This is a genomic window from Pantoea sp. S-LA4 (assembly GCF_054482835.1).
The window spans coordinates 2,712,843-2,736,884 of record NZ_JBTLRC010000002.1; the positions used below are offsets into that span (position 1 = coordinate 2,712,843).

Here is a 24,042-nt window from a genome sequence, read left to right on the forward strand (position 1 = left end):
TCTCTTGACTGGCTTAGCTTAAGTTATTCATCTTCATCTGCATCATTTGCTTCAATGCCGGAGAGGCGTCAGATTCAACCCCTTTGCTCCATGCATCGCGCGCGCCCTGCTTGTCGCCTTTGCTCAGCAGCGCTTCGCCGCGGATATCGGCCACAATGGCTGTCCAGCCATCACCCTTCACAGCGTCAAGGGTTTTAAGCGCCGCATCAGCTTGATTCTGTTGCAGTTGAATGCGTGCCAGGCGCAGGTTAATCACCGCCTGCAGGTTGGCATCTTTGGTATCTTTCAGGCCGTTTTGCAGCAGCGTCGCGGCTTTGTCCAGCTGGTTGGTATCAACATACTGTTTTGCCAGATCCATCGCGGCCAGCGCACCGTAAGTGTTGCTGTTTTCATTGGCAAAGGTGTTTACCGCTTCCAGCGTTTCTGGCTTACCCGCCTGCATGGCGCTGGTGAGCTGCTGGTACTGCGCCGACACCGACTTCGTCGCCTCTTCCTGATGGCTGGACCAGTAACGCCAGCCGCCCAGCGCAGCAATGCCGATCACTACGCCAACCGCTAACGCTTTACCATTATTGGCAAAAAAGCGGCGCAGCGCATCGGTCTGCTCGTTCTCATTGCTATACACTTCCACGCAATCCCTCTCCTTTCAATGGTTGGTGCTGTAACACGCTTACTGTAACAGCGTGCGCAAAACAGCAGCAGCCTCTGCCTGAGCCAGCGTTTGCTGCTCGCCACGGCGTAGATCTTTAATCACGACCTGACCGGCCTTCACTTCATCCTCGCCTAACACCAGCGCGACGCGAGCACCCCACTTGTCAGCACGAGCAAACTGTTTTTTAAAGTTGCCGCCACCGAAGTTGGTCATCAACCGCAGTTCTGGCGCTTCATCACGCAGTTTCTCCGCCAGTTGCATCGCAGCAGACTGCACGCCCTGACCCGAAGCGATTACATAGACATCCACATTGCTCGTCGGTTCAAAATCGGGATTCACCGCCTGAACCAGCAGCACCAGACGCTCCATGCCCATGGCAAAGCCGACGGCTGGCGTTGCACGTCCGCCGAGCTGTTCCACCAGGCCATCATAGCGACCGCCGCCACACACCGTACCCTGTGAACCGAGGCTGTCGGTCACCCACTCAATCACCGTACGATTGTAGTAATCAAGCCCGCGCACCAGGCGCTGGTTAATGGTGTAGGCGATACCGGCGTCATCCAGCAGCGCACAGAGGCCGTTGAAATGTTCGCGTGATTCATCGTCCAGGTAGTCGCCGAGTTGCGGCGCATCGTTCAGCAGTTGCTGAATTTCGGGGTTTTTGCTGTCCAGTACCCGCATTGGATTACTGTACATGCGGCGTTTGCAATCCTCATCCAGCACCTCTTTGTGCTGCTCAAGGAAGGCGACCAGCGCATCGCGATAGCGGGCGCGGGCTTCAAGGGAGCCAATGGAGTTGAGTTCAAGGCGAACGTGATCGGCGATACCCAATGCTTTCCACCAGCGGGCGTTAAGCATGATCAATTCAGCGTCGATGTCCGGGCCCTGCAGGCCAAACACCTCGACGCCCATCTGGTAAAACTGACGGTAGCGTCCCTTCTGCGGACGCTCATAGCGGAACATCGGGCCCATGTACCACAGGCGCTGTTCCTGGTTGTAGAGTAAACCGTGTTCAATACCGGCGCGCACGCAGCCTGCGGTCCCTTCCGGACGCAGCGTCAGGCTTTCGCCGTTGCGATCCTCGAAGGTGTACATCTCTTTTTCAACCACATCGGTGACTTCACCGATGGCACGTTTAAACAGCGGGGTCTGCTCTACCAGCGGTAAGCGAATTTCGCTGTAACCGTAGCTCGCCAGCGTCTGTTTAAGAACGCTTTCAATCCGTTGCCAGATGGCGGTATCCGCAGGCAGGTAATCGTTCATCCCGCGAATCGCCTGAATATTCTTCGCCACGTTAGAATCTCTTAATGCAAAAAAACCTGTCCGGCATCATACCTTATGAGGATGAAACCGCACAGGTTCAGTCAAAAAAGTCACGTACGCAAACCGCGCACGCCATTATTTTTCCAGATGCTGCACATCAATACGGCGGCTGGCATCCAGCATCGACGCTTTGGCACGAATGCGCGCTTCCAGCTGATCGATCATATCGTTGTTATCGAGACGATCGCGCTGACGCACGCCATCTTCGTAGAAGCCGCTTTTCTTGTTGCCGCCGGTCACGCCCAGCGTGGAGAGGGTTGCTTCACCTGGCCCGTTGACCACACAACCGATAATGGAAACGTCCATCGGCGTGATCAGATCTTCCAGACGCTGCTCCAGCGCGTTGACCGTACCGATAACGTCAAACTCCTGACGTGAGCAGGTTGGGCAAGCGATGAAATTGATCCCACGAGAGCGAATGCGCAGTGACTTGAGGATGTCGAAACCGACTTTCACCTCTTCAACCGGATCGGCCGCCAGCGAAATACGCAGCGTGTCGCCGATGCCTTCTGACAGCAGTAAACCCAGCCCGATGGCCGATTTCACTGCGCCGGCACGCGCGCCGCCCGCTTCGGTGATGCCGAGATGCAGTGGCTGTTCAATCTGTTTCGCCAGCAGACGGTACGATTCAACCGCCAGGAAGACGTCAGAGGCTTTTACGCTAACTTTGAACTGATCGAAGTTAAGGCGATCGAGATGATCGACATGGCGCATGGCGGATTCCAGCAGCGCCTGCGGCGTCGGCTCGCCATACTTTTCCTGCAGATCTTTTTCCAGCGAACCGGCGTTAACGCCAATTCGGATCGGGATATTGTTATCGCGTGCACAGTCAACCACCATGCGGATGCGCTCATTGTTCCCGATGTTGCCGGGATTGATGCGCAGGCAATCGACGCCATATTCGGCGACTTTCAATGCAATGCGATAGTCAAAATGGATATCGGCCACCAGCGGGACGTTCACCTGCTGTTTAATCAGTCTGAATGCTTCTGCAGCATCCATCGTCGGCACCGAAATGCGGACGATGTCGACACCGACGCGCTCAAGGGCTTTGATCTGATTGACCGTCGCCGCCACGTCAGTGGTGCGGGTGTTCGTCATCGATTGAACAGCGATTGGCGCGCCGTCACCGACTGGCACCTTGCCGACGTAAATACGTTTGGATTTACGGCGGATAATGGGTGCTTCGTTATGCATATTTCTTCTCCACAATTGCCCGGTACGCGATACGCTGTTATTGCGCACCCAACGTCAGGCGAGCAACCTGGTTATTACGGATAAAACGACTTAAATCAACGGGCTGATTCTGATATTGCACCTGAACCGCGGAAGGAGCGCCAATTTTCAGACGATACGGAGCGGTTCCTGCGAGACTGAGTTTACCACCGCTACGCTGCAGGCCGCTGAACAGTTTTTTACCGGTCGCATCACTCACTTCCAGCCAGCAGTCGGCGTTAAAGGTCATCACCACTGCATTCGGATCGGTAGCCGGTTCACTGACTGCCGCTGCGCCCACCGGCATCTGCGGTGCGATGCTGGCACTGTTGGGGGTTGCCGCTGGCGCGGCAGCGGTATTGTCTACCGGTGCCTGGCTGGGTGAAACCACCGCATTGTTGCTGTTGTCCGGCTGCGCTGCAGGCGCGGTATTGCTATTGCTGGCACTGGCGGCCGGAGCCGCACTGGCTGGTACGCTGGCGGCGCTGTTGTCAGCCGCCAGCGGCACATTGTTACTTTCATCGGGTGCGGCTGGGGTAGTGCTGTCACCGCTGGATTCACCCAGCGGAATAGACTGACCATCACCACTGCTGCCATTCTGGTCGGCCATCGACACCAGATCATCCTGTGAGGCTTTATGATTCTGCCACCACCAGGCGCCCGTCAGGCCAACCACCACAAACAGCACCAGCCAGGTGAAAATCATCAACCAGCCGTCACGCTTTTTGCGGCGCTTACCCAAAGAGAAACTTTGCATCGGTTCGATTTTTGCTGCACGAACCGGCGTCTGTTTCGCCATCATTGGCAGCAGTTCCTCTTCAGGAATATGCACCAGTCGGGCGTAGGAGCGAATGTAGCCGCGCAGAAAGGTAGAGGCTAAATCGGCTGGCGACTTATCTTCCTCAATGTCACGCACGGTAGAAAGTTTCAGACACAGGCGTTCAGCGACGTTCTGCTGCGTCAGCCCCATCTGCTCACGGGCCAGACGCAGGCGTTCACCTGTTGAATGTACTGCAGAGTTCTCTTGAGTGGCTTCAGTATTCATTAGCTAAATAACGCTGGTACTGTATCGATTGCGGAAAACGTCGCGCTAACCGGTCGCCATAACGTGAAACGTCAGCGGCATTCCCCTGTAGCGCGGCGAAACGTAAGTGTAACGCCAGACTGCGTGCCGTTTCGGGCCGCTGTTGCTGGTAAATCTCGAGCAAAATCTGCGCACTGGTCAGCTGGTTTTCAGCCAGCAGCTTTTCAGCTTCACTCAGCACCGATCCGGCTTTGCGATCGTCGGACTCCAGCGCCTGCTGTAATGCACGCCGTGCCGTGGCAAACTCGCCTGCCTGCAGATAACAAAATCCCGCCAGTTCAAGCGCATCGATGCGGGCATCAACCTGCTGCGCATCGCCTGCCCGACTAAACTGTTGATGCGCTTCGCCATACTGCCTTAAAGTGCAAAGAAACGCACCGTAATTGTTAGCGACAAAACCATTCTGCGGGGCCTGCTGTTGTGCCAGCTTGTAATGGGCCTGTGCGGCAGCTCGATTACCCTGCATTTGCGCCAGCCGGGCCAGCGCCAGTGATATCCGATAATCATCCGGTGCCGCCGCCTGCGCTCGCAGGAAATTACGCTCAGCGGCTTCTTCATCACCGCTCGCCAGGTAATGCATACCTAACTGTAGACGCACTTCTGCCGCACCGGGTTGCTGAGTGTGGCTGACACACCCGCTTACAACAAACAGGGCCAGTAAAGCCACAGGTAATCCCTTACGCATCATCGTTTCCATTGGGTTGACGTTAGCAGCGTTAAGCCTGCCACGCGTCACACCCTCAGGAAACGTTAACGGTCACGGTTTCAGAGCGCCTTCACAGATATCGCTTCACCAGCCATTTTTTTCCGCATCGTCCGCTTGGTGCGGTCGATCACTTCGCCCGCCAGCTGACCACAGGCGGCATCAATATCATCACCACGGGTTTTACGCACGATGGTGGTGAAACCGTAGTCCATCAGCACCTTGGAGAAGCGATCGATGCGGCTGTTAGAGCTGCGGCCATAAGGTGCGCCCGGGAAGGGGTTCCACGGAATCAGGTTGATTTTGCACGGCGTCTCTTTCAGTAAGGCGGCAAGCTCATGCGCATCGTCAGTGCTGTCGTTCACATGATCCAGCAAGACGTACTCGATAGTGACGCGCCCCTGATTGGCATTCGACTTCCCGATGTAGCGTTTAACCGCGGCCAGGAAGGTTTCGATATTATATTTTTTGTTGATCGGGACGATATCGTCACGCAGTTTGTCATTGGGGGCGTGCAGCGAGATCGCCAGCGCAACGTCAATCATATCGCCCAGTTTGTCGAGCGCCGGTACTACGCCGGAGGTCGAAAGGGTCACGCGACGCTTCGATAAACCAAAACCGAAGTCATCCAGCATGATCTCCATCGCCGGCACGACGTTGTTCAGGTTGAGCAGAGGTTCGCCCATGCCCATCATCACCACGTTGGTGATCGGACGCTGGCCGGTAATTTTGGCTGCACCAACAATCTTCGCCGCGCGCCATACCTGACCAATGATTTCCGATACCCGCAGGTTACGGTTAAAGCCCTGCTGCGCAGTCGAACAGAATTTACACTCCAGCGCGCAGCCCACCTGCGACGAGACACACAGCGTGGCGCGGTCGCCTTCCGGAATATAGACGGTTTCAACCAGCTGATCGCCCACGCGAATCGCCCATTTAATGGTGCCATCGGTGGATCGCATCTCTTCCGCCACTTCCGGCGCGCGGATTTCGGTCAGCTCCATCAGCCGGGTGCGCAGCTTTTTGTTGATGTCGGTCATCTGCTCGAAATCATCGCAGCAGTAGTGATAGATCCACTTCATGACCTGGTCAGCGCGGAACGGCTTTTCACCGAGCGACAGGAAAAATTCGCGCATCTGCTGACGGTTGAGATCCAGCAGGTTAATTTTTTGGCTCTTGGGGGAAACGGCAATTGGGGATGCGGACGCGGGCGTCACAATCTGTTCAGACATAATGTTCTCTGGCCTCGTTGTTACACGTTATGGCGCTGTTCAGGAATAGGTAAAAAATTGCGCCTTCATTAAGCGGAGTCAATGAAGGCGCAATATTGTACAACATCTGCGGCCTGATAACAGGCAGGAGTCGCCTCCCTCAGGCAGATTTTTGTAAAGTCAGCCGGTGGTTTATCGCCAGGCGATTAACGGGTACGCGGGCAGATTTCGTTTTCGCCGAAGAAGTAAGCGATTTCACGGGCAGCAGATTCTGCAGAATCTGAACCGTGGGTCGCGTTCTCGGTGAAGCTGTCAGCGTAGTCAGCACGCAGCGTGCCAGCCAGCGCGTTTGCCGGGTTAGTGGCACCCATCAGGTCACGGTGACGCTGAACGGCGTTTTCACCTTCCAGCACAGAAACCACAACCGGGCCAGAGGTCATAAATTCAACCAGACCGTCGAAGAATGGCTTGCCCTGATGCTCAGCGTAGAAACCTTCAGCCTGCTCTTTGCTCAGCTGCAGCATTTTTGCGCCAACGATTTTGAAGCCTGCGCTTTCAAAACGGTTGTAGATGGCACCGATCACGTTTTTAGCGACGGCGTTTGGCTTGATGATAGAAAAAGTACGTTCGATTGCCATGTTGACCTCTGTCTTGACGTCCTGAAGAAACCGGAGGCGCACGCCCCGGCTAAGAAACGGCGCCGATTATAGGGGCAGAGCCTGGCGTTGCCTATCAGAGATCCGCAATTTATTGAAAAATCTTGATCTGAATCGGAGCAAAGCGGCCGCAACTCTGATTTAGCGCAAAAAACCATCACAGCCGGCTGAAGCTGACGGAGGCGAGCTGCCCCTCTTCATCCATCACCACCAACTGATAATCCCCTGGATGATCAAGATGCAGCGACAGATGATCCGCGGCGTCTTGCGTCATCAGAGGCTCGCCATTCAGGAACCACCAGCGCTGTTCGCCCTGCCCTCCCTGAACCGCCACCGGGATCACCAGCGAGCCGTTGCCTGGCAGCGGCTTGACGATCTGCCGCTCAGTCACGCCGGTGACGATCAGCGGTGCGCTGCTGCCCTGCTGTAACGGCGGACAATGGGTATCAACAGGCGGTAAGCGTTGCGCCCGCCGTTCATGAGGCGGCAGCCAGGCTTCCAGCGGCAGCGGCCAGACCAGCCGCTCGTGACGGGTGGCGTTGGGGCAATCTGCTGCCACACGCAGTCCCTGCGCATTCTGCCAGTAGCCGATGCGCAACCCGCTGAGGCTCTCCTGACCAGGCGCCAGCAGGGTTGGCGGCAGCGTATTCGCGGCGATCCAGCTTTGCCGTCGCTGGCGGCAATTCTCGTCTCCGGCGGGCAGCGGCTGACCGCCAGGCCAGCAAATAGTGGCTACCGTTACCGAGGCCGGACGCGGATCAGCCGGCACCTCACGCCTGCCGAGGCGGCTCATCAGCACACTGTTGATCTGGTTCATGACGGGAACAGCAGAGGCAAAACCAAACTGCCCGGCCACCGGAGTCGCATCCGGTCGCCCGACCCAGACGCCAATCAGATAACGGGGATTGATTCCCACCGACCAGGCATCGCGATAGCCGTAACTGGTGCCGGTTTTCCAGGCCAGAGGCACCACGTCGGGTACGCGGCCATTGCCTGCCGGCTGCGCTTCACCGGCCAGGATACGCCGGACAATCCACGCTGCTTCCGGCGACAGCAGCCGCCGCTGTTGCAAGGGTTGATCGGGCGTCCAGCGCAACTGAGCGGCATTGCCGTGGCGGGCAAAGGCGCTGTAGGCGGCCACGATCTCATCCATGCGCGCCCCGGTGCCGCCAAGAATTAACGAAAGATTAGGTTCAGCGCCGGGCGGAAAACGTAAGTTCAGGCCCACATTGCGCAGACGTGCCGCCGCATTTTTCGGCCCCAGCGCCTCCAGTAACTGGACGGCGGGCAGATTCAGGGATCGCACCAGCGCCTCGCTGGCGCTGACCGGGCCGTGAAAACCGGTGTCAAAGTTACCTGGCCGGTAATCACCAAAGCGACGCGGCACATCCTGCAGCAGCGATTCGGCATGGATCAGCCCCTCGTCCAGCGCCATGCCGTAAATAAAGGGTTTTAACACCGAGCCAGGCGAACGCACGCTGGCGATCATATCTACATGTCCAAAACGGCTGTCATCGGTAAAGTCAGCCGAGCCGACGTAACCACGCACCGCCATGGTGGTGTGATCCACTACCAGCATCGCCAGCGAGGTGCGCGGCGGAAGCTGATTTTTTACATTCAGCGCCAGACTTTCCAGATCACGCTGCAAAGAAGGGTCGAGCGTGGAGACAATCTTATCGCTGCGGCTGATCGACAGCATACGCCGGGCCAGCAATGGCGCCATCTGCGGCATCTGGCGCGGCGGCAACCAGACCGGTTCCTGACGAATCTCCGCCACCTGTTCAGGGGACCAGATGCGGTATTGCGCCAGCCTATCCAGCACTTTATTACGGGCGGCTTCCGCCCGCTCCGGCCAGCGATCGGGCCGCAGACGGCTGGGTGCCTGCGGTAAAACCGCCAGCAGCGCCGACTCACCGCGCGTCAATTGCGACGGTGCTTTTCCCAGCCAGCTCCAGCTGGCCGCACCTACCCCTTCCAGCGTGCCGCCAAAGGGCGCGCGGTTAAGGTAGAGCGTCAGAATGTCACGTTTGGAAAGATGCCACTCCAGCTGCAGCGCACGCCACGCCTGAATCAGCTTGCCGCGCAGCGTACGGGGTTGCGGGTCAATAAGGCGTGCCACCTGCATGGTCAGGGTGCTGCCGCCAGAGATCACGCTCTGATGACGCAGATCCTGCCAGGCGGCGCGCAGCAGAGCCAGTGGATTGATGCCGGGGTGATACCAGAACCAGCGATCTTCATAGGTCAGCAGCGCCTGCAGATAGGCCGGAGCCACCTCCTCTGGCGTCACCGGATAGCGCCAGATCCCCCGGCTGTCAGCAAAGCGCCACAATGGCGTACCGTCGCTGGCAACAATCACCCGCGCAGGCTGGACCTGTTTAAGCGGCAACGGGAACAGCCGATCCAGTCCCCACGTCGCCAGCCACAGCGCCAGAAAAAAAAGCGGCAGCGCGAGCCACCGCTTTTTAATAGTGCCGATGTTAATCACGCCTGACGTCACTTACTGGATGTGCAGCTGCGATGGCGTGCTGCCAGTGGCGCGCCACTCCGGCACATACATCGACTCGACCTGCGGCGGCGGCATCAGGTAGCGACCCGGTGTGACTGCCCGCGCCAGATAGATCAGCGTGGCGGGACGATAAGTATCCACCGCCAGTGCCGCCACAAAGCGATCGTCACGGAACTCAATGTGCTTAATGTCAGCCTGCTGCATATCACCCATGCTCTCCTTCAGCGCGTCCGCACTGTCGCCGAGGCTGGCGCTGCTGTCGGCCAGATTCTGGTTTTCCAGCTCCAGCCCGGCAGGCAGCAGATCCACCACCAGCGCATCTTTGATGCTGCGCGTCGACGAAACGGTCAGACGCACCACCAGTAACTCACCACTGCGCAGCCTGCTGAGATCGGCGGCTTTGCCATCCAGAGTAAAGTATTCACGTTTTATTCCGAGCACATTGCTTTCCGGCTGTGGTGCGGTCAGCGGATAACCGGTGACATCGAGACGACCATACAGCGGCGCACTGCCCGGATTAGTGATGGCTAAGCCCTGCAACAGTCGCTCAGCCGCCAGCCCTTTATTCAGCGGTGCATCGCCCTGTAGCGGCTGTGGATCGCCCGCCAGTATCGCCTGCCAGTTTCTGCCCTGCGCACGCTGCAGAGTATGGGCCGCAAGATAGAGCGCATTATTTTCCTGGGTCGAGAACCAGCGTTTGCCGTTAACCTCTTTTGACAGCGACAGCAGCAGACTATTCTGCAAATCAGGCTGCAGTTGATTTTCTGCTAACAGGGCTATCATCATTCCCTGATCGCGCACCCTGCTGCCATAGTCGCCAAACCACTCTTTATCTGAGCGCGTCAGGCTGGCACCCTGCATGATCGCCAGCTGTGAACGTTGCCCGTCACCCATCAGCTTCAGCGCCACGCCAAGCTGCATCAGCGCCAGGCCGGAGCGGGATTTGTCCCGTTTTTCATACAAGACGCGCAGCGCACCCAGAGGCGCGCGCTGCTGACGCGCCAGCACCAGTCCGGCGTAAGCCTGAACGCTGAACTGCAGCGCGGCGTTATTATCGCTGCTGCCACCGCTGATCTGCGCGGGATCCTGCAGATAGCGCAGCAGCCGGGCGTTAGCGCGATCAACCACGTTATCCGGCAGCGCATAGCCCGCCTCGCTGGCGCGCAGCAGGAAGTCCGTCACGTAAGGCGTCAGCCAGAACTCCTCTTCACTCTGTTTATCCCACAGCCCGAAGCTACCGTTGGCCCGCTGCATGCCCGCCAGACGGGCAATGCCGGTGTTGACTGCGGCCCGGCGCGCCTCATCACTGCTGGTTTTTATCCCCATGGCCGTCAGCCCGGCATGGCTGGTGTAGAGAGAAGGCCAGAGGCCGCTGCTGGTCTGTTCCAGACAGCCGTAGGGATAGGTGTAAAGCGCACTGATATAGCTGGCGATGTTCAGCGGCGGGCGATTGCTCAGCGTCAGCTGTCCATTCAGGGTCTGAGCATCCAGCCCGGTGAAAGCGGCTGCCGCGACCTGCCACGGCTGATCGGGATTGATCACGGCATCGAAATTCAGCGTCCGGGCCGGATAAGGTGGCCGGACACCGATTTTCCACTGCTGTTTGCTGGGCTTCACCTGCTCACCCGGCAGATTCAGGCCAGAAATCTGCACGGTGACCTCACCGTCACCAAAGCCGGTTTTCGCGGTGACCGGAATCTGCACTGTGGTGCGTGCGCCTTTAGCCAGCGTCACGCTCTGGCTGGCAGCACTGGTCAGATCCACTAAACCACTGCTGCTCAGATCCACTTTCAGGGTTTGCGGCAGCTCCGTCAGGTTAGTGATATCCAGCGCCAGTGATGCCGTGTCGCCGCTGGCAAGGAAACGTGGAGTGGCCAGTTCGCTGATCAGCGGCGCCGCGACCACCAGTTTGCGCTCTGCCGCGCCGAAGCTGTCGTCGCTCCAGGCCTGAGTCATCAGCCGCAGTTCGCCGTTAAAGGCCGGGATCGGCAGCGTAATTGACCCGTTGCCCTCTTTATCCAGCGTCACCGCCTGTAACTGCTGCGCCACAATATTGACGTGCGTCACCGGCTTTTTGCCGCCGCGCGTCATCGATTCATCCTCGCCATCGCCACCAAAACGCAGCGCCGCCAGCCGGCCACCGCCTTCGATCAGCTGACCAAAGACGTCATACTGATCGACGTTGTAGCGTTTACGGCCAAAGAACGCCTGCCACGGATCGGGCGTTTTAAAATCTGTCACGCTCAGTACGCCGCTATCCACCGCTGACAGCAGCACATTCACTTTTTCTGGCAGCGGGCCACCGTCACGACTGGCGTGAACTTTTACCGTCAGGTTTTGTTCCGGACGGATTTTATCGGGCGCATCCAGCGTCAGATTTAAGCGGCGCGCCTCTGTCGCCATCGGCAGATGCAACAGCCCCACCGCGCGTTTTGGCGTTGCGCCACTGACCTTATCCCCGTCACGCACCACGATGGCGCTGAAGTAGAGATCGTGACGCTGCCAGCTCTCAGCCACGGGCACATCCACCGTTGTGCCGCCCTGCGGAACAGTCAGCGGTTGCCACCAGAGGGTGCCGCTGCTCGACTCCACCATCAGGTAGCCTTTACCGGCCGCCGGTGAATCCACCTGCAGATGCACGGTGTCGCCCGGCTGGTAAGCGGCTTTATCCAACTTCAGTCTCACCTGATCCGGGCGCAACGCGCCCGTGCCATTGGTGTTATCCTGCCAGTCATAACCCGCCTGGAACCGCACGCTGCTGACGATCTTTTCGCCCGCCTGCACTTCCAGCCGGTAGTGGCCCCACTCGACCGGGAAGCTGACTTTAGTACTGCCGTCAGCCGGGACAGAGATGGCGCGTTCATCTTCCTGCAGATCCTTGTCGCCGTACCGCGCCTGCCAGCCTTCGCTGTCAGAGAAACTCCAGTAGTAATCACGGCGTTCGCGAATCAGGCGCACTTCCAGCTTATCTGCCGCCAGTTTTTTGCCCTGACTGTTGGCATAGACAATGTCGAATTCGGCCAGACCCTGTTCCGGCACGGTAGGCTCATCGTGATAGCTGTCACTGCGGTAGTCATAAACCGCTTTATTACCGAACAGCGGCCGGATACCCGGCAGGGCTTCTGCCGGCCAGATGGCCTGAGTGGCACGACGGGTAACCGGACGTCCGCCGGTTTCAAGCAGGCTGGCCTGCAGGATGAGATTGAGCGGGGAGTGCAGCTGATCCCACTGATTCTCTACCTCAAGCTGCGCTTTACCCTGGGCATCAAGCCTGAGATCCACCTCATCCAGCGTGCGCTTCAGACCTTCTTCGGTAATGTCACCAAACTGGTAGCCCGGCAACGCAGCCACCGCCTCGCGTGCCGGTCGCAGATAGAGTTGTCCCTGTAACGTGTTACCCGCGGCAGGTGCGCCATAGAGATAGCGGCCCTCAATACCGAACTCAACACGGGCATCAGCAGGCTGTGGCTGGGGATCGTTTTTCAGGGTTAACGCCATGCGTTCCGGCAGAAAATCTTCGACGTGGAAATGCCACTGGCGCTTGAGGTTATCGCCGGTATTGAGCCGCAGCATCCAGTCGCCGGTCATGGCGGATGCGGGCAGCGACAGTCGCTGCTGGTAGAATCCGGCGTCAGGCTGCCAGACAAAAGTCTGCATCACCTGGCCATCGGGCTGCACCAGCTCCGCTTTAATCGGCTGCGCGGGCAACGGGCGTCCGTCAGCATCACGAAGCAGCGCATTAACGATGACCGTTTCGCCAGGTCGGTAGATATCGCGCGGGCCAAAGACAAACAGTTGTTTGTCATAGCCCTGCGGCCCGGCAACCGGAAATTCGGCCAAATCCAGCGCCGGACGTGACAGATCGATCATCGAGGTCTGCTCACCCTGCACTGCCAGCAGCAGCTTCCCTTTTTCATCCGCCTTCAGGCGCAGATGACCGCTACTGTCGATGGTGCCGCTTTGCAGCACCTGTCCTTTCTCATCCAGTAACCTGACGCTGACTCCGGAAAGCGGCTGGCCGTTTGCCAGACTCTGAGCGAACAGTTCGAATTGGGTCGGGAAGCGATGCAGTGACAGGCCGATATCACTCAGAGTGAAAAGCGTGGCAGGCTGACTGTAGCGATAAGTACCGGCCTGCTTCATCACCGCCAGATAGACACCCGGTTGCTGAAGTGCGGAAATATCACGCATCGGCAGTTGCAGCTTTTCACGCGTGTTACGCGCCGGGTTGAGCTCAAAACGTCCGGAATAGACCAGCTGGCTGCTTTTCAGCAACTCCTGAGACTGCCAGCTGGAGAGGTTGTTGCCGTAGTTCCACTGCGAGAGAAATTCCGCCAGGCCCGCGTTTTTTATCCGGAAAAAATCCACATCAACCTGATCGACATTCAGTGCCAGTACCGGTAAACCCTGAGAGAGACGCAGCGGCAGCAGCGAGCCACGGCTGGCAAAGCCCACCATCGGTTCGATATCACGGGTTGTCACTTTTTTACTGATGCCGGCAGGCAGCGTCTCACCGCTGGCGGCGCGTAATCCCGGCTCCAGCGTCACGGTAAACTGACGTGACGGCTCCGGATGGCGAAAGCGCAGCGCTTTGCGGTTCTCTGACAGCTCCCAGGCGCCGTCAACCTGACCCTGTTTATCATCGATCAGCCTGACTTTTTGCGTCAGATCCTGCTTATCATCCAGCGGCTGATTGAAGGTTAACACCAGCGCGGCTGCGCCATCGAGCTGAAGCTCAGAGAGGTCGAGTAGCGCAAGTGGCTTGCTGACCTGTTGGGTGGCAGCGGTTTCCGCCGCGCTGACCGATAAAACCGGAGTGGCCGCGGTTGCCAGCAGAGAGCCGCCGATCAGCAAGCTGAACAGCCATGGGTTAATGCGTTTTTTCATGGTAAATCCTTCACCGTGTCCCAGAGGAGTTGTTTTGTAACGCTGCGCAATTTCATATCAATGCTCGCATTTAATCAACGCTTCTCTTGAGATGGCGCCCGCATTGCCCGACACTGACAGCACAGATCACTGAGATGAGGTTGTTATGACGACGCCACTGTTTGTGTCCGCCGACTGGTTACAGGAACACTACAACGATGAGACGCTGCAGGTGCTGGACACCCGTATGCTGCCGCCCGGTCAGGAGACGATCCGGGATGTGAATGGCGAATATCTGGCGGAACATCTGCCCGATGCGCCTTTCTTCAATATTGAAGAACTGTCGGATCACACCAGCCCCTATCCGCACATGCTGCCGCGCGCCGAGCGTTTTGCCGTGGCGATGCGCGAGCTGGGTATCAGTAGCGACAAACATCTGGTGGTGTACGACGAAGGTAATCTGTTCTCAGCGCCACGCGCCTGGTGGATGCTGCGCCTCTTTGGCGTGGCGCAGGTCTCGATTCTGGCCGGCGGCCTGCAGGGCTGGAAAGCGGCCGGTTATCCGGTTGCAACGGGTCCGGTCTCGCTGCCGGAAGGCGAATTTGAAGCCAGCGCGGATGAAAGCCAGATCCGCCGGCTGAACGATGTCCTGCTGATCAGTCATGAAGGCGGCGCACAGATTATCGATGCTCGTGCGGCCAATCGTTTCAACGCCGAAGTGGATGAGCCACGCCCCGGTCTGCTGCGCGGTCACATTCCGAACAGCCTGAATGTGCCGTGGAACAGCCTGGTGGTCAATGGCGAACTGAAACCGCTGGCTGAGCTGCGCGATCTGTTCACCCGCGCCGGGGTTGATCCGGAAAAACCGGTGGTGGCGAGCTGTGGTTCGGGCGTGACGGCGGCGGTGGTGATTCTGGCGCTGACCGCGCTGGGCGCACGTCAGACGGCGATTTACGACGGTTCCTGGAGTGAATGGGGCAGCCGCGACGACCTGCCGATTGCGAAGTAAAAAAAGAGCGGCCATTGCGCCGCTCTTTTTTCATCAGAGTATCCGTTCGCTGCCTTTAAAGTCGCGCAGGAAACTGCCCCAGCGGCGCTCATAGAACGGCGTAATGTGGGCGGTAAAGAAGTGGCTGATGCCGCGATCTTCCACCGTCACTTCGCACAGATCCACCGGCGCATCGTCCGGCAGCGTATCCATCGCTACGCTACCCGCCGCCTGAATGATCGCCTCAATGTCGCTGTCCGCTTCAATACCAATCAGCAGGTTCGGCGCTTCATCGGCCCGCTCACGGATGCTGGCGATAAACGCACGACGCACCTGTTTATATTTGCTGAACAGCTGGGTCAGCGAGTCAACCATCTGCGCGGGCGGTTCGGCTACTTCAGACAACAGCAGCGACTGCCCGCCTTCCAGCACCGTTTGCTGACTCAGGGCGCTGCCCTCTTCCGCCAGCAGATGAGTGATTTCGGCAGGCGAGAACTCTTTGCCGGTCGGTAACTTAGGATTGAGAAACAGCGTTTCGCCGCGGGTCATTTCAAACAGCGTGCGCACCGGCAGACGCAGATAAGCCTGCTCAGTGCTGACCGCGTCGCTCATCGCCTGTTCTGAACTGAAAAACGGAATGATGCTGCTGCCATCCTCTTTTTCCCAGTGCTGCAGATCGACCGGCGTGCTGGCATCAAGTTGCTGCGCGGTGCTTTCGCCCGGTACCCAGACGTCCGATTCCAGCAGCAGTTGAAAAAATTCGGGCCGGTGAGCTGGCTCGGTCGCCGCCAGCTTTAGCACCTCTTCAAGACGGTTCATAGTCACTCTCTAAAAATGCGGCGGCTGAAGCCACCGCGGAATAGCACTTATTTCAGTAACAGGTTAGCCAGCGTGCGCACACCAAGGCCGGTGGCGCCTGCGGCCCACTGATCGACCGCGCTTTTGCGGTAGGTCGCCGAACAGTCGATGTGCAGCCAGCCCTGCTGGTAGTTGCTGACGAAATAAGAGAGGAACGCTGCCGCGCTGCTGGCACCGGCCGCATGTGCCGGGCTGGCGATATTATTGAGATCGGCAAAGTTAGACGGCAGATGGCTGCGATGGAACTCGGCCAGCGGCAGACGCCAGAACGGCTCGTTCTCACTGACCGCGCTACCCATCAGCGACTGCGCCAGCACCTCATCAAAGGTGAACAGCGCGTGATAATCGTTACCCAGCGCCGTCTTAGCTGCACCGGTCAGGGTGGCGGCGTCGATGATCATCGTCGGATTCTGCTCGCTGGCGTCGATTAAACCGTCTGCCAGTACCAGGCGTCCTTCCGCATCGGTGTTCATTACTTCCACCGTTTTGCCGTTGCGATAGCGAATGATATCGCCCAGTTTGAAGGCGTTGCTGCTGACCATGTTGTCGGCACAGCAGAGGTAAAGTTTGACGCGTTTATTCAGACCGCGCGAAATGGCCATCGCCAGCGCACCGGTCACGGTGGCCGCGCCGCCCATATCGGACTTCATCGAATCCATGAAGCTGCTCTGCTTCATGCTGTAGCCGCCGGTGTCGAAGGTAATACCTTTGCCGACCAGACAGGCGTAAACCGGCGCGCTGTCGTCACCGGTTGGATTAAAGTCGAGCGCCAGCAGCACCGGCGGACGGCTGGAACCGCGTCCCACCGTATGCAGGCCCATATAACCCTGGACCCGCAGATCCTCACCTTTGGTGATGCGATAGCTGACGGCGCTGCCGCCCACTTCGCTGATCAGATCGATAGCCGTGTGCGCCAGCTGTTCCGGACCCAGCTCTTCGGCCGGCAGATTGATGGTGTTGCGTACCCAGTCGATAATTTTCAGACGACGATCAAATTCCGCCTGCTCATGCTCACCCAGCGTCGGCCACTCAACCTGACGCTGCCCTTTCGGACCGCGGTAGCCTTGCCAGAATGCCCAGCACTGCTCAAGGTGCCAGCCTTCGCCGGTCAGCGCCACGTGGCGGATACCCTGGCTATCCAGTTTGCGGCCGGCTCGCTGAAGGGTCATCAGCGCGTCAGCGCCGGTCAGGTGCAGCGTCATCCCGCTGTCGTTGCTGCTCAGAATGGCTTTTTCGCCCCAGCGCGCATCGGCGGGCTGGCTGCTAAGAGTGATGTTCATCGGTTGTGTGGTCATCGCGAAGCTCCATAGACGTTATTCGTTTCATCCAGCCCGATTGTTAAAGCGGATTTAATAAGATGTTACATGCAAAATGCAGACAGACCTGATAACAGATTCCGTCAGAGGATGCCAGCGTAGCGCAAATAATGGCGCGGTTTCCAGAATCAGGCCGGTAAGCTGCCGGTTACATTAAGGCGCGCAGACGCGTCACCGATTTCTGCACCAGCGCAATGGCGTAATCGATCTCTTCTTCGGTGGTAAAACGGCCAAGCGAAAACCGCAGCGAACTGTGGGCCAGCTCTTCACTGACACCCAGCGCCCGCAGGACATAAGAGGGCTCCAGGCTGGCCGACGTACAGGCCGAACCGGAGGAGAGCGCCAGATCTTTCAGCGCCATGATCAGCGATTCACCCTCAACGTCGGCGAAACTGAGGTTAAGTATAGTGGCCGCGCTGTGCTGCAGGTCACCGTTAAGCGTGACGCCTGGCAGCGTGCTGATACCCTGCCACAGCCGGTCGCGCAGGCTCTGCAGACGTGCCATTTCAGTTTCACGCTCTTGCGCCGCGATCTGATAGGCTTCGCCCATTCCGACAATCTGGTGTACCGGCAGCGTCCCCGAACGCATACCCCGCTCATGCCCGCCGCCGTGGATCTGGGCGGCAATCTGCACGCGCGGTTTACGACGCACATAGAGCGCACCGATCCCTTTCGGACCATACAGTTTGTGGGCGGAAAAGGACATCAAATCAACCGGCAACAGGCTGAGATCGATCGGCAGCTTGCCGACGCTCTGGGTGGCATCCACATGAAACAGAATGTCGCGTTCACGGCACAGCTCACCAAACGCAGCGATATCCTGAATCACCCCGATTTCATTATTGACGTGCATGATCGAGACCAGAATGGTGTCGTCGCGCAGGGCGTCACGCAGCATGTCAGGGCTGATCATGCCGTTGGCGGCCGGTTTCAGGTAGGTCACATCAAAGCCTTCCCGCTCCAGCTGCTGGCAGCTGTCGAGCACGGCTTTGTGTTCAGTCTGGCTGGTGATGATATGTTTGCCGCGCGCCTGATGAGCGTGGGCTGCGCCTTTAATCGCAAGATTGTCCGATTCGGTGGCGCCCGAGGTGAAAACGATTTCACGCGGATCGGCATTGACCAGTTCGGCCACCTGATTGCGCGCCACATCGACCGCTTCTTCAGATTGCCAGCCAAAACGGTGAGAACGGGAGGCCGGATTACCGAACGTGCCATCCAGCGTCAGAAACTGCATCATTTTGCTGGCCACACGCGGATCGGCCGGCGTGGTGGCGGCATAATCCAGGTAAATCGGTAATTTCATTGCGCTACAGCTCCGTATAAAAAATCATACGTCTTTATAGCAGATTCGGCCCCGCCCGCGTTAGCAGTTAGGGCCGCAACAGCGGGGATTACGAGGCGCGCAGATTGACGTTGATTTCCTGAGCGCGCGGGCTCTGGAAGCGACGATTGTCATTGGCGTTCTGACGATCGGCCACGTCAAGGATCTCCTGATTATTCACCAGCTCAGCCAGGGTAATATTGTTCAGGAAGTCACTGATACGCACGCTCAGATCGCGCCACAGGACGTGAGTCAGGCAACGCTCGCCGCCCTGGCAGCCTTCTTTGCCCTGGCATTTGGTGGCGTCAACCGACTCATCGACCGCGGTGATCACTTCACCGACGGCGATAGCATTTGATTCTTTGCCTAACAGATAACCGCCGCCCGGACCGCGCACGCTGGAAACTAAGCCATTTTTACGCAATCGGGAGAATAACTGCTCGAGATACGACAGCGAAATGCCCTGACGTTCAGAAATATCAGCCAGCGGAACCGGGCCTTCATGGGAGTGAAGGGCAACGTCCAGCATAGCAGTTACGGCATAACGTCCTTTAGATGTCAGTCTCATAGCGTACGACCTCAATAGCGTCCGGTTATCGGAGGATTTGCAAAAGATGCTGGCAAGTCTGACATTCCCGAGTAATTTGGTCAACTATTTAACCAGGTAAAACACTCAAGTATTTAACCTGGTATTTTACTCAACTATTATCTTCTTCTTTCTTCTCGTTTTTCCGCTTTTCAAACGACGAAAGCATCCCGCGCAGGATGTTAAGTTCATCACGTTCTGGCCGCGCACGGGTATAAAGACGACGCAGTTTGCTCATCACCTGACCCGGATTGGCTTCGCGGATAAAGCCGCTGTTCAGCATCATCTGTTCCATGTGCTGATAGAAGCGTTCAAGGTCATCCACCAGTGGATAAGGCGACTCCGTATACTGCGGTTGCGGGCTGGCCTGTTCCTGCGCCTGCAGCCAGGCCATGCGCACTTCATAGGCGATGATCTGTACTGCCATTGCCAGGTTCAGCGAGCTGTATTCCGGGTTGGCCTGAATGGCGACATGGTAATGACACTTCTGCAGCTCTTCATTGGTCAGGCCGACGCGCTCACGACCAAACACCAGCGCCACCGGAGCCTGCTGGCCCTCTTCCACACTTTTCACGCCGCATTCGCGCGCATCCAGCATCGGCCACGGCAGCGAACGGGAACGGGCGCTGGTGCCGACCACCAGGCTACAGCCCGCGATAGCTTCATCCAGCGAGTCGACGATTTTAGCGTCGCCAATCACATCACTGGCACCGGCGGCGAGAGAAATCGCCTGTGAATCGGGTTTCACCAGTGGGTTAACCAGGTAGAGGTTGGTCAGTCCCATGGTTTTCATGGCGCGGGCAACGGAGCCCATGTTGCCGGTGTGAGAGGTTTCAACCAGCACGATACGAATATTTTGCAGCATTAATGAGGAGTCTCAGCAACGGGTCAGTAAAATCAGTGGCGTGAATGCTAACATAAAGCAGGACATTTACCGAACACGCTGCTATACTCCGCGCCGTTTTCCCCGTTCTTTAACATCCAGCGAGAGATACCGATGCATCCAATGCTCAACATTGCCGTGCGCGCAGCGCGCAAGGCCGGAAATTTAATTGCCAAGAATTATGAAACCCCGGACGCCGTCGAAGCCAGCCAGAAAGGCAGCAACGACTTCGTAACGAATGTTGACCGTGAAGCAGAACGCCTGATTATCGAAGTGATTCGTAAATCTTACCCGAAACATACCATCATCACCGAAGAAAGCGGTGAACTGGCGGGTGAGGATCAGGACATTCAATGGGTTATCGATCCGCTGGATGGCACTACCAACTTCATCAAACGCCTGCCCCACTTTGCTGTTTCCATCGCCGTGCGCATTAAAGGCCGCACTGAAGTCGCGGTGGTTTACGATCCAATGCGTAATGAACTGTTCAGTGCCGTACGCGGCCAGGGCGCTCAGCTCAACGGATACCGTCTGCGCGGTAGCATCGCTCGCGATCTGGATGGCACCATTCTGGCCACCGGCTTCCCGTTCAAACTGAAGCAGCACGCGCCAGCCTATATGAACATCCTCACTAAACTGTTTACCCAGTGCGCCGATTTCCGTCGTACCGGTTCAGCTGCGCTGGATCTGGCGTATGTGGCTGCCGGTCGCGTTGATGGCTACTTTGAGATTGGCCTGAAGCCGTGGGATTTTGCTGCCGGTGAACTGCTGGTGCGTGAAGCGGGTGGTCTGGTCACTGACTTCACCGGTAACCACGGTTATCTGCATTCCGGTAACATCGTGGCGGGTAACCCACGTGTGGTGAAAGCGATGCTGTCAAACATGCGTGAAGAGCTGAGCGAAGCGTTAAAACGCTAAGCGACAGCAGAGAAAAAGGCGGCTTATCAGCCGCCTTTTTTATTGCCTGATGTTAGCGTGAATTAACGACGTTCGTGTGACAACACCTGACGAGGCTGAGTACGACGACCCACCATGCCCATCACACCGGCCAGCACCGCTTCGATAATCAACAGAATCAGTGCATACCAGCTGGCTTTCGCCGTCGCTGCTGCTGCCTTCTCTGCCGCTTCACGCGCTTTCTGCTCAGCCTGCTGCTTCAGTTCCTGATATTTCTGTACTGCCTGCTGATAGCTCTTTTCGGTCTGCGCGACGATCTGATCCACTTCCTGATCGCTTTTACCGGTACGCGCTTTAATAATATTTTTCAGCGCATCACGATCGGCAGCCTGTAATGTATCTGAATGACGATCCATCACGCCTTTTAGCCAGTTAGTCAGATCAGTATCCGCCGTCTGAGGATGGTTAGCCGTGTTGTTAGCCTGGTTCTCTGCATTCTGCGCTTCGTTATTTGCATCCTGCTTTAAATTCTCAGGCTGTAATTCCGGCTTACCGGTCTGACGCAGCGTAGTTTCCAGTTCATTCTGCAGATCATTTAAATTAATATTGCTTTCCTGCAACTTATCTTTCGCCATTTGGGTTACCGAAGGCGCTGCTGCGGAAATACCACTACCCAATGCCTGGAAACCGGAGCCGACAATATTCATCGCGCCGCCCAATACGCTACTTGCCAGCGCAATCGCCAGGTAAATAGTGAAAATTGTGCTAAGGCCAAACATCAGTAAGCCGTGCAGTGCCCCTTCGCGCTGCGCCAGGCGACCCGCCACATAGCTACCGGCCGCCATCGCCACCAGCATTTCAATGGCCGTCCAGACCAGCGCGCCGGTACCCAGACCGTCTAAAGGATTCTGTTCCTTCATCGGGTCAATAGTGGTGGCGCCAATAGCCGTTCCCAGCAGCGTCAATATGATGTGAACGATCAGCGCACAAATTACCCCGGCAAAGACAGCACTCCAGGAAATACGTTTGAGCGGTAATCCCGCTGGCCCGGTTGCCAGCGTTTCGGTATAGCCATTATTAATACGGGTATCAGCCATGAAATATTCTCCTCGCAACAAACAGAAAGGTGCTCTGGTTTTTATCATCCCGGCAGAGAATGCCGTTTTGGTAATAACAGCGTAGACAGTGAAGAGGCATTTCACCACCGTTACAGCGCGAGAAAAAAATAAAGATGTGAATTTAAAGAAATTAGTGAAGGTGTGCTAGCAGGGGCAATTTAATTCCCGCTGCGGTTTAAACTCATAAAGGCCGAATACCGCCGCTAAAGGCAGGCTGGGATGATTGCCACAATGCGATGCCGGCCATGATTAAAATCAGGCTGCCCGCCAGCGCCAGCAGGGGTAACAGCAGAGACGCCTGTCCGCGCTGGCGGGATTGAGTCAGCCGCTGTGCGACCACTCGGGCGCGCTGGACCAGCAAACCTATGGCCGAGATCGTCAGCGCAGTCCCCAGCGCCATCACGGCGGCTGACAGCACGCCCCAGGCATACACACCGATCACTTTGGCAAACAGCAGCATCATGATCGCGCCGGAACAGGGACGCAGCCCCATCGATACCACTACCAGCCACTGGGTTTTCACGCTAACCGCATCGTTGATCTGCTGTGGCGATGGCAGATGCGCATGACCGCATCCGCAGTGCGCATCATGCTGATGATCAGGATGGAGCGCCCGAAAGACGATAGCCGGACGCGGACGTAACGCCTGCCACAGCGATCGCAGCGCGCGATAACCGATCCAGATCCCCAGTCCGACCACCAGCAGATAACTGCCCTTCTCCAGCCAGAAACTGCTGAGATGCAGCTGGCGCGATGAGGTCTGCAGCAGCACCAGCATCACCGTGACCAGCACGATAGCCACCGACCCCTGTAGCAGCGACGCCAGCAGCGTCAGCCTGATACTGGTCTTCACTCTGGCCGGATGGGTGGCCAGAAAAGTGGTAATCACCACTTTGCCGTGACCCGGTCCCAGCGCATGCAGCACGCCATACAACAGACTGAACAGCACCAGCGTCACTCCCGCCTGCTGGGGCTGTTCAGCGACCTGCTGTAACAGCTGGGTCATCTGTCGATGCAGATCTTTCTGCCACAACACGCTTTGCAGCAGGATTTGCGGCCAGTTAAGCCAGATGAGCGTACCGCCAGCCAGCAGCAGCGCCGCCAGCAGCCAGAGCGGCCAGAGGCGCGAGCGGCGTTGCGGGGTAGCGATCACTGACATGTGAGTATCACCGTCTGGGCAAACTGCCGGCCTAAATCGAGCTCTTCGGCCGGCGCATCGGCTTTATCCAGCGACAATGCATACTGTTTCAGGGAGTCATTGGGCTTTGGCGTATTCAGCGCAAACTTACAGCGTGGCTGCAGCGCGGGCGGCAGCGTCAGGGCGCGGGCATTGTCGTAAAACATGTCGACAAAATAAGTCGGATCGAAGGTGAGGATCTCAAAGCGCTGGCCGGTCAGTACCGGCGGTTCCGCCAGCGGCAGAATAAACTCAAGCACGGCTTTATGACCGTTACGCGACAAATTGTATTCGGTTGGCAGATTCAAAAACTTCACCCGCTGTTGATTGTGCCAGATTTCTGAAAAGTAGTGCTGGCCCAGCACGTTAGCCATCACGCCTGCTGCCAGCTTTTTCCACACCACGCTTCCCGGCTTCGCCTCGCCAGCGTCATACAGCAGATCGGCCGAGGTGATCTCATCCATCGTCCAGGTCATTTTCAGCCCGGTAAAGGTGTCGTCTTTGGCCACCAGTTCCGTTTTCATGTCGATGAAACTGTGCGGATGCGCCAGCGCAGCCGGACTTAATACCATCAGTAAGACAAAGCCTGTGCGTTTCATAATGTTATAAAGTAACGTTCCCGTTGAAAAGAATCTATAAGTAACAAAATTTTGTGACCCGCCTTAAACCTCTGACTAAAAAA

19 protein-coding genes are annotated in these 24,042 nt (G+C 57.4%); 2 read left to right on the forward strand and 17 right to left on the reverse strand.

Annotated features, from left to right (window positions below):
• Window positions 1-13: 13 nt before the first annotated feature.
• The 9 genes from ACX3P5_RS13465 to ACX3P5_RS13505 form a co-directional block, all read right to left on the reverse strand.
• The gene (locus tag ACX3P5_RS13465; RefSeq protein ID WP_233987386.1) at window positions 14-631 is read right to left on the reverse strand and encodes a YfgM family protein; all 618 of its coding nucleotides are present in this window, start codon (window positions 629-631) and stop codon (window positions 14-16) included.
• A 39-nt stretch (window positions 632-670) separates the two neighbouring features.
• Window positions 671-1,945 (reverse strand): histidine--tRNA ligase, encoded by a 1,275-nt coding sequence (gene hisS, locus ACX3P5_RS13470; protein ID WP_233987385.1) that lies wholly within the window; start codon window positions 1,943-1,945, stop codon window positions 671-673.
• A gap of 105 nt (window positions 1,946-2,050) precedes the next feature.
• Window positions 2,051-3,172, reverse strand: a complete 1,122-nt coding sequence (gene ispG / locus ACX3P5_RS13475; protein ID WP_233987384.1) for a flavodoxin-dependent (E)-4-hydroxy-3-methylbut-2-enyl-diphosphate synthase — start codon at window positions 3,170-3,172, stop codon at window positions 2,051-2,053.
• A 37-nt stretch (window positions 3,173-3,209) separates the two neighbouring features.
• Complete coding sequence (gene rodZ, locus ACX3P5_RS13480; RefSeq protein ID WP_458968826.1) at window positions 3,210-4,235, reverse strand: cytoskeleton protein RodZ; 1,026 nt, start codon at window positions 4,233-4,235, stop codon at window positions 3,210-3,212.
• Window positions 4,225-4,959, reverse strand: a complete 735-nt coding sequence (gene pilW / locus ACX3P5_RS13485; RefSeq protein ID WP_458968827.1) for a type IV pilus biogenesis/stability protein PilW — start codon at window positions 4,957-4,959, stop codon at window positions 4,225-4,227. Before pilW ends, rodZ begins: the two co-directional genes overlap by 11 nt.
• An 80-nt stretch (window positions 4,960-5,039) precedes the next feature.
• The gene (locus ACX3P5_RS13490; protein WP_233987382.1) at window positions 5,040-6,209 is read right to left on the reverse strand and encodes a bifunctional tRNA (adenosine(37)-C2)-methyltransferase TrmG/ribosomal RNA large subunit methyltransferase RlmN; all 1,170 of its coding nucleotides are present in this window, start codon (window positions 6,207-6,209) and stop codon (window positions 5,040-5,042) included.
• A 185-nt stretch (window positions 6,210-6,394) separates the two neighbouring features.
• Window positions 6,395-6,826, reverse strand: coding sequence for a nucleoside-diphosphate kinase (gene ndk / locus ACX3P5_RS13495; RefSeq protein ID WP_003848684.1), 432 nt, complete (start codon window positions 6,824-6,826; stop codon window positions 6,395-6,397).
• 175 nt (window positions 6,827-7,001) lie between these two features.
• Window positions 7,002-9,329: a peptidoglycan glycosyltransferase PbpC gene (pbpC, locus tag ACX3P5_RS13500; protein WP_458968828.1), complete on the reverse strand. Its 2,328-nt coding sequence runs from the start codon at window positions 9,327-9,329 to the stop codon at window positions 7,002-7,004.
• Between the two features lie 12 nt (window positions 9,330-9,341).
• Entirely contained in the window at window positions 9,342-14,237 is a 4,896-nt protein-coding gene (locus ACX3P5_RS13505; protein WP_458968829.1) for an alpha-2-macroglobulin family protein, read from the reverse strand.
• A gap of 145 nt (window positions 14,238-14,382) precedes the next feature.
• On the opposite strand from ACX3P5_RS13505, the gene sseA reads away from it, so the two are divergent.
• Window positions 14,383-15,225 carry a 3-mercaptopyruvate sulfurtransferase gene (sseA, locus tag ACX3P5_RS13510; protein ID WP_233987379.1) on the forward strand — a complete coding sequence of 281 codons (843 nt, stop codon included), beginning with the start codon at window positions 14,383-14,385 and terminating at the stop codon, window positions 15,223-15,225.
• A gap of 33 nt (window positions 15,226-15,258) precedes the next feature.
• On the opposite strand, the gene sseB is transcribed toward sseA, so the two are convergent.
• From sseB to trmJ, 5 genes are all read right to left on the reverse strand, one after another.
• A complete protein-coding gene (gene sseB, locus ACX3P5_RS13515) occupies window positions 15,259-16,023 on the reverse strand; it encodes an enhanced serine sensitivity protein SseB (protein WP_094119748.1) in 765 nt (254 codons plus the stop codon).
• Window positions 16,024-16,070: 47 nt separating this feature from the next.
• A complete protein-coding gene (pepB, locus tag ACX3P5_RS13520) occupies window positions 16,071-17,357 on the reverse strand; it encodes an aminopeptidase PepB (RefSeq protein ID WP_458968830.1) in 1,287 nt (428 codons plus the stop codon).
• Window positions 17,358-17,526: 169 nt separating this feature from the next.
• Window positions 17,527-18,681, reverse strand: coding sequence for an IscS subfamily cysteine desulfurase (locus ACX3P5_RS13525; RefSeq protein ID WP_233987377.1), 1,155 nt, complete (start codon window positions 18,679-18,681; stop codon window positions 17,527-17,529).
• Between the two features lie 88 nt (window positions 18,682-18,769).
• The gene (gene iscR, locus ACX3P5_RS13530; protein WP_233987376.1) at window positions 18,770-19,267 is read right to left on the reverse strand and encodes a Fe-S cluster assembly transcriptional regulator IscR; all 498 of its coding nucleotides are present in this window, start codon (window positions 19,265-19,267) and stop codon (window positions 18,770-18,772) included.
• A 130-nt stretch (window positions 19,268-19,397) separates the two neighbouring features.
• A complete protein-coding gene (gene trmJ / locus ACX3P5_RS13535; RefSeq protein WP_233987375.1) occupies window positions 19,398-20,150 on the reverse strand; it encodes a tRNA (cytosine(32)/uridine(32)-2'-O)-methyltransferase TrmJ in 753 nt (250 codons plus the stop codon).
• A 132-nt stretch (window positions 20,151-20,282) separates the two neighbouring features.
• Between trmJ and suhB the strand changes: the two genes are divergently transcribed.
• Window positions 20,283-21,086, forward strand: coding sequence for an inositol-1-monophosphatase (gene suhB / locus ACX3P5_RS13540; RefSeq protein ID WP_031376258.1), 804 nt, complete (start codon window positions 20,283-20,285; stop codon window positions 21,084-21,086).
• A 62-nt stretch (window positions 21,087-21,148) separates the two neighbouring features.
• On the opposite strand, the gene ACX3P5_RS13545 is transcribed toward suhB, so the two are convergent.
• The 3 genes from ACX3P5_RS13545 to ACX3P5_RS13555 form a co-directional block, all read right to left on the reverse strand.
• Window positions 21,149-22,162, reverse strand: coding sequence for a TIGR04086 family membrane protein (locus ACX3P5_RS13545; protein WP_233987374.1), 1,014 nt, complete (start codon window positions 22,160-22,162; stop codon window positions 21,149-21,151).
• A 202-nt stretch (window positions 22,163-22,364) separates the two neighbouring features.
• Window positions 22,365-23,342, reverse strand: coding sequence for a nickel/cobalt transporter (locus ACX3P5_RS13550; protein ID WP_458968831.1), 978 nt, complete (start codon window positions 23,340-23,342; stop codon window positions 22,365-22,367).
• Entirely contained in the window at window positions 23,333-23,959 is a 627-nt protein-coding gene (locus ACX3P5_RS13555; RefSeq protein ID WP_233987372.1) for a DUF1007 family protein, read from the reverse strand. Before ACX3P5_RS13555 ends, ACX3P5_RS13550 begins: the two co-directional genes overlap by 10 nt.
• Window positions 23,960-24,042 lie beyond the last annotated feature (83 nt).